Source organism: Microbacterium sp. ZW T2_14 (genome assembly GCF_044987405.1).
Classification (GTDB): domain Bacteria; phylum Actinomycetota; class Actinomycetes; order Actinomycetales; family Microbacteriaceae; genus Microbacterium.
The window spans coordinates 55,927-62,013 of the sequence record NZ_JBJDRK010000025.1 but is presented as its reverse complement, the minus strand read 5'-3'; the positions used below and the strand labels follow the sequence as shown (position 1 = coordinate 62,013).

Below are 6,087 nucleotides of genomic sequence, written 5' to 3'. Positions count from 1 at the left end.
GCCGTCTCCGCCGTCGTGGTGATCGCCGTCGTGCTGGCCGGGGGAGGCGCGCGCCTCTTCGGCTTCGTCGGCGACCAGACCGCGCGCGGGCTTCAGATCGAGGCTCCGGTCAGCACGGTCTACATGCTGCTCGCGGCGGCCGGGGTGCCTGGCGCCGCGGTGGTCTACGACGCGGACCTGATCACGTTCCAGGTGACCGGACCCGGCATGGATGCCGTGATCGCCGTGATGACCCCGGTGCTCGTCGTCGGCATGCTGGCGATCGCGGCAGTGGGTGCGTTCAAGGCGTGGCGGGGCGCGTCGTTCGTGGCTCTGTTCCCCCCGCTCGCCGCCGCCCTCGTCCTCGGGTTCATCGTGCTCAACAAGGTCGGCTCGCCCCAGTACATGACCTGGCTCGTGGCGCCGGTCGTCGTCGGGCTGGTCCTCCAGGTGCGGCGCTGGTGGCGGCCGGCCGTGCTGACGCTGGTGCTTCTGACGCTCACCCAGCTGATCTTCCCCTTCTGGTACGACGCGATCCTGGCGCTCATGCCCGCGGGGGTGGCGCTCCTCGTCGTACGGAACGTGCTGCTGGTGGGCCTGTTCGCGTGGGTCGTGGTGCGCCTGTCGCGTGTCCGCGTGCGCCGACGGGTGCCGCTGCCCGTGCCAGAGTAGGTCGGGGCCGCGCGCGTCGCGGCTTCGCGACATCCCTCGAGAACCGGAGGTTCGAATGCTCGTCGCCTTCTCCGTCGCCCCCAGTGGGACCGGCCGCGCCGACGGCTCGGTGCACGACGCCGTGGCCGCCGCGGTGCGGGTGGTCCGCGACAGCGGTCTTCCGCACCGCACCACCTCGATGTTCACCGAGGTCGAGGGGGAGTGGGACGAGGTCTTCGACGTCGTCAAGCGCGCCACCGAGGCGGTCGCACCCTACGGCTCGCGCGTCTCGCTCGTGCTCAAGGCCGACATCCGGCCCGGATATTCGGGTGAGCTGGACGGCAAGATCGAGCGCTTGGAGGCCGCGGTCGAACGACAGGATGTCGAAGGCAGCCTCGACTAGGGCTGTCGCGCCACCTGTTCTCGGCCGGCGTGCCGAATCGATTCGACAGCGGGGCACGGCCACCGCTAGCGTGACGTGGTGTCCTCCTCCGAACTGACGTCGCGCTCGCTGTCGAAGAAGGCGGCGATGTGGGCGCTCCTGTCGCTCGCCGTCGGCAGCTTCGGCATCGGCATGACCGAGTTCGTCGTGATGGGGCTGCTGCCTGACATCGGCGAGGACCTGCTGCCGTCGCTCTGGGCGACGCGCTCGGAGGACGCCATCGCACAGGCCGGCTGGCTGATCTCGCTCTATGCGCTCGGCGTGGTCGTCGGTGCTCCGACGATCGCGGGCGCCGTGGCCAAGTATCCCCGCCGGCGCGTGATGATCGGACTCGCGCTGGCGCTCACCGTGTTCAACGCGCTGACGTTCCTGGCTCCGACGTTCGAATGGGTCGCGGCATCCCGATTCCTGGCAGGCCTCCCGCACGGCGCGTACTTCGGCATCGGCGCGCTCGTCGCCGCCGACGTGCTCGGCCCCGGCATGCGCGCCAAGGGGGTCGCGTTCGTGCTGACCGGCCTCACTGTCGCGAACGTGGTGGGCGTGCCGCTCGGCACGTACCTCGGGCAGCAGGTGGGCTGGCGGGCCGCCTTCATGGTGGTCGCGGCGATCTTCGCCGCCGCCACGGTCCTCATCGCGTTCTTCGTGCCCGAGCGACCAGGCGATCCGAGCCGCACGCTGCGTGCCGAGCTGAAGGTGTTCCGCATCGGTCAGGTGTGGCTCGCGCTCGGCGTCGGGGCGATCGGCTTCGGCGGCTTCTTCGCGGTCTACAGCTACATCGCGCCGCTGGTGACGGAGGTCGCCGGCTCGCCCGCGTGGGTCGTGCCGATCGTGCTCGTGGTCATGGGGCTCGGCATGACGGTCGGAAACCTCGTCGGCGGCCACCTCGCCGATGTCGACCTGAAGCGCACCCTGGTGGGCGGGCTGATCGGGCTGGCGCTCGTGCTCGCGCTCCTCGCTGTGACCGCGCACTGGATCTGGGCCCTGGGCTTCTTCGTGTTCGCGACCGGCTTCGTCGCGTCGGCGCTCAGCCCGACGGATCCAGACGCGTCTGATGGACGTCGCGCAGGACAACCAGTCGATCGCAGCCGCGCTCAACCACTCCGCCCTCAACATCGGCAACAGCCTCGGCGCGTTCCTCGGCGGCGTCGTGATCGCGGCGGGCTGGGGCTTCCTCGCCCCCGCGTGGGTGGGAGTGGCCCTCGCCGGCGGAGGACTCGTGCTGGCGACGGCCAGCCTCTCCGCCGAGCGGCGCGGAGAGCTCGTGAACGCGTGACGGCGGCGCCCGCAGCCGCGGTTCCCGTGCTGGGTAGAGTGGGCGGATGCCGGAGCCTACGCCCGCCGACCGCACGCTGCAGGCGCTGAGCGACTCGATGGGTGGCGCGCGCTCGCGTCGCCCCGAGGACGCCACGGATCCGTCGGTCCCCGTGGCGGCGACCGTCGTCCTCCTGCGTGACGGGGTGGACGGGCTGGAGGCGCTGATGATCGAGCGGCCCGACCGCGGCTCGTTCGCCGGCGCGTGGGTGTTTCCGGGCGGCAAGCTCGAGCCCGCGGACCGCCGCGCCGCCGACGAGCCCGAGGAAGCGGTCGCCCGCAGCGCGGGCGTGCGCGAGACGCACGAGGAGACGGCTCTCGCTGTCGATCCGGACGCACTCGTCACGCTGTCGTGCTGGGACCCGCCACCCGGGCTCGCCCTGCGGATCCGCACCTGGTTCTTCGTCGCGCCGTCCGCCGCCGGCGTGATCGCGCTGTCGCCCGACGAAGCGGTCGCGGCCGAGTGGATGCGCCCCGCCGACGCGCTGGCGCGGCATGGCCGCGGCGAGCTCACGCTGTATCCGCCGACCTGGGTGACCCTGCACGGCCTGGCCGCCCACGCCGACACCGCTTCGGTCCTCGGTGCGGCGCGGCTCGGCGGTGTCCAGCATTTCGAGACGGTGGCCCGCCGCGGCGGCGAAGGACCCGTGCTGCTGTGGCAGGGCGACGACGAATGGGATCCGGATGCCGCGGCCGCGGCATCCGGATCCCGTCATCGCCTCGAGATCGGCGCTCTCCCGTGGCGCTACGAGCGCACGGGCTGAGCCGGCCTCAGGCGCCGATCACATCGGCGATACGCACCAGGTCCGCGAACGTGAACGCCCCCGGGGTCGCTCCCCGCGTCGGGCTGAACGCGACGTTGAGGATCGACAGCGCATCGCGGCGCAGGAGCGTCACGAAGGTGTCCGCCACGATCTTCGCCCCGAGCGGTCCGAGGTGCTCCCCGGCGCTGGTGACCATCGCCTCGCGCAGCACGTAGTACCACAGCGGCGTCTTCTCGAGGAGAAGGCCGTTCTGCTGCTGCAGCACCGCGATCTCGTCGGCGGGGAGCCCGTCGGTCAGCTGCGCGGTGGTGAGGACTGGCACGCCGAGCGCGGCCGCGGTGGCCTGCCCGCTGGGCAGGCCCAGCACGAGGCCGCGGTGCAGGTTGCGCGTCGCGAGGATGCTCATGAGCGCGTTGGAGCCGCTGCCGTCGAGGTCCTCGAGCGCGCTGGCGAGCACACTGTCGATCTTGCGCGCGTTGTTGAACACGGGAACGGCGAAGCCGGTCTCGAAGAACGCGTTGAAGTCGACCACCCAGTTCGAGCGGACCGGCAGGTGCGGTTCGTGGATGAACTTGAAGACGTCCGACATCGGCTTGTTGCGCAGTTCGAAGTTCAGCCAGTACTGGTCGCGGATCATGCTGTGCCCGAACCGGTACGCGGCGACCGAGAACTCCACGGGCATCTGGAACGGGCTGTTCGGCTTCGCCTTCACGTTGGCCACGGCGTCGTCGACGGCCGCCTGACCGCAGATGCGCGGCAGGAAGTCGTGCAGCACCGCCCACTGATAGTGCAGCGTCGCCTCCCGCTTCGCCGCGACGAAGATGTCGCCGGTGAACCCGGAGGCGATCAGCGCGTCGACGATGGCGTTGTGGAAGCGCAGCATCGTGTGATGCAGCTGCGAGACGATCAGGTTCTCGTTGTTGCGGGGGTCGCCGATGATCGCCGTGAGCGCCGAGGTGCGCGGCACGTCGAAGTCGGTGTGCGCGATGATGCCGTTGCCACCCGCTGCGCCGCCGGCGCCGCCCGGGCCGCTCTGCAGATTCGTGCCGAGCAGCATCCGGAACGCGGATGCCGGTTCTCCCGGTGCGGGCGCCGCGTACAGGAACGCGTCGACCGCGGGGCCCCTGCCGTACACGCTGTCGAGATCGAGCATCGGCGAGCGCATGTTGTTGATGACCGCCGCGTCGACGAGCTCCGGCGCGTCCAGCGCCGACGAGACATCGAGGGTGATGTCGTGATCGACGAACTGCCCGACGTACGTGTAGCCCGACGGCGTCGCCGAGTCGTCGGCGGTCTCGCGACCGCTGTTCGCCATGAGGTCGCCGAGCTGGGTGAGCAGGGCGCGCGTCGCGTCGTCGACGGGCAGCCGGCTGGCGGCGCGCACCTTGGGCTTCGTCAGATAGCCGAACTTGTCGGCCGCCGACGAGAACACCTCGTGCGCGGGGAAGTACCCGAGCGAGAACTTCGCGCCGTGGAACCGCCCGTGCTCCGGTCGTACCGCCTCCAGCGACCCGCGGATGTCGACGGGAAGCCGCGGCGCCTGCCGCTCCCCGGGCGACCTCTCGCGCGTGCCGTTCAGGCCGAGCTGCTCTCGCAGGAAGGGCTGCGCGGCGAAGGCGTCTCCGGGCGACTTCGCACCCGGTGTGGTGGTGTCAGTGCTCATGATTCCCTCCTTGGGACATTGCCCAGTGGGAGGACCGCATGGCGGACGCTGATACCGTCGCGGCGGATTCAGGCCTCGAGCAGGCGCCGGAGGTGCGCGCCGACGGCGTGCGTCTCGATGAGGAACCCGTCGTGGCCGAAGTCGCTCGCGAGCACGACCGCGCGGTCGCCGTCGAGGGTATGACGGATGCCGCGGGCGATGCGGTGCTGCCCGTCGATCGGGAACAGGCGGTCGCTGTCGATGCCGAGCACGAGCGTCGTCGCGGTGACGAGGGAGAGGGCGTCCTCGACGCCTCCGCGGTCCCGGCCGACGTCGTGCGAGTTCATCGCCTCGACGAGGGCGATGTACGAGTTCGCGTCGAAGCGCCGCGTGAACTTGTTGCCGTGGAAGTCGAGGTAGGACTCGACGGCGAAGCGCCCGTCGTGGCCGAGCGGGCTCACTCCCGACTGCCAGCTGCGCTGGAACCGCTGATTGAGCTCGGTGGGGGAGCGGTAGTTGAGGAGCGCCATGCGCCGGGCGAGCGCGAGACCGCGGTTCGGGCCGTCGCCGTCTCCCGCATCGTAGTACTCGCCGCCCTGGAAGCGCGGGTCGATGCGGATGGCCTCCTGCTGCACCGAGTTGAGCGCGATCTGATCGGCGGTGTTCACCGGCGGCGACGACAGGATGCCGACGCGGGCGACGCGATCGGGCAGCATCACCGCCCACTCGAGGGCGTGCATGCCGCCCATCGATCCGCCGACGACCGCCGCCCACACGTCGATGCCGAGCGCATCGGCGAGGCGCACCTGGGCGGCGACCTGGTCGCGGATCGTCAGGTACGGGAAGCGCGAGGCCCACTCGTAACCGTCCGGGCCGATGGATGCCGGACCCGTCGAGCCCTGGCATCCGCCGAGCATGTTGGGAGCGATGACGAACCAGCGGTCAGTGTCGATGGGCGCGCCCGGGCCGACGATGTCGTCCCACCATCCGGACGTCGGATGCCCCGCCCCTGCCGGTCCGCGGACGTGGCTGTCGCCGGTGAGGGCGTGCAGCACGAGCACGGCGTTGTCGCGTGCGGCGTTCAGCTCGCCCCACGTCTCGTAGGCGAGGCGGTAGGCGGGCAGCTCTCTTCCGCCCTCGGTGCGGAACGAGCCGAAGGCGGCGAACTGGCGGTCGCCGACCGGGTCGCCGTCACGCCACGCGCCGGTCGCCGGCGGTCGCCCCAGCAGCAGGCGGGCGTCGGCCTCCGTCACCGGCGCGCTCGGCACCGTGTCTTCGGAGGTCTGCCAGTCCATTCG

The 6,087-nt window shown here is 71.2% G+C and carries 5 protein-coding genes and 1 pseudogene; 4 read left to right on the top strand and 2 right to left on the bottom strand.

Going from position 1 to position 6,087, the window contains the following annotated elements; all coding sequences use genetic code 11:
- From ACI3KY_RS10380 to ACI3KY_RS10365, 4 genes and pseudogenes are all read left to right on the top strand, one after another.
- A pseudogene (locus ACI3KY_RS10380) lies at window positions 1-651 on the top strand (hypothetical protein); the annotation flags it as partial.
- Between the two features lie 55 nt (window positions 652-706).
- Window positions 707-1,033 (top strand): MTH1187 family thiamine-binding protein, encoded by a 327-nt coding sequence (locus ACI3KY_RS10375; protein ID WP_404930087.1) that lies wholly within the window; start codon window positions 707-709, stop codon window positions 1,031-1,033.
- Window positions 1,034-1,111: 78 nt separating this feature from the next.
- Window positions 1,112-2,434, top strand: a complete 1,323-nt coding sequence (locus ACI3KY_RS10370) for an MFS transporter (RefSeq protein ID WP_404930086.1) — start codon at window positions 1,112-1,114, stop codon at window positions 2,432-2,434.
- Window positions 2,392-3,147: an NUDIX hydrolase gene (locus tag ACI3KY_RS10365; RefSeq protein ID WP_404930085.1), complete on the top strand. Its 756-nt coding sequence runs from the start codon at window positions 2,392-2,394 to the stop codon at window positions 3,145-3,147. Before ACI3KY_RS10370 ends, ACI3KY_RS10365 begins: the two co-directional genes overlap by 43 nt.
- A gap of 7 nt (window positions 3,148-3,154) precedes the next feature.
- Here ACI3KY_RS10365 and ACI3KY_RS10360 read toward each other — a convergent pair whose 3' ends face one another.
- Window positions 3,155-4,810: a peroxidase family protein gene (locus ACI3KY_RS10360; protein ID WP_404930084.1), complete on the bottom strand. Its 1,656-nt coding sequence runs from the start codon at window positions 4,808-4,810 to the stop codon at window positions 3,155-3,157.
- 68 nt (window positions 4,811-4,878) lie between these two features.
- The gene (locus tag ACI3KY_RS10355) at window positions 4,879-6,084 is read right to left on the bottom strand and encodes a homoserine O-acetyltransferase (RefSeq protein ID WP_404930083.1); all 1,206 of its coding nucleotides are present in this window, start codon (window positions 6,082-6,084) and stop codon (window positions 4,879-4,881) included.
- Window positions 6,085-6,087 lie beyond the last annotated feature (3 nt).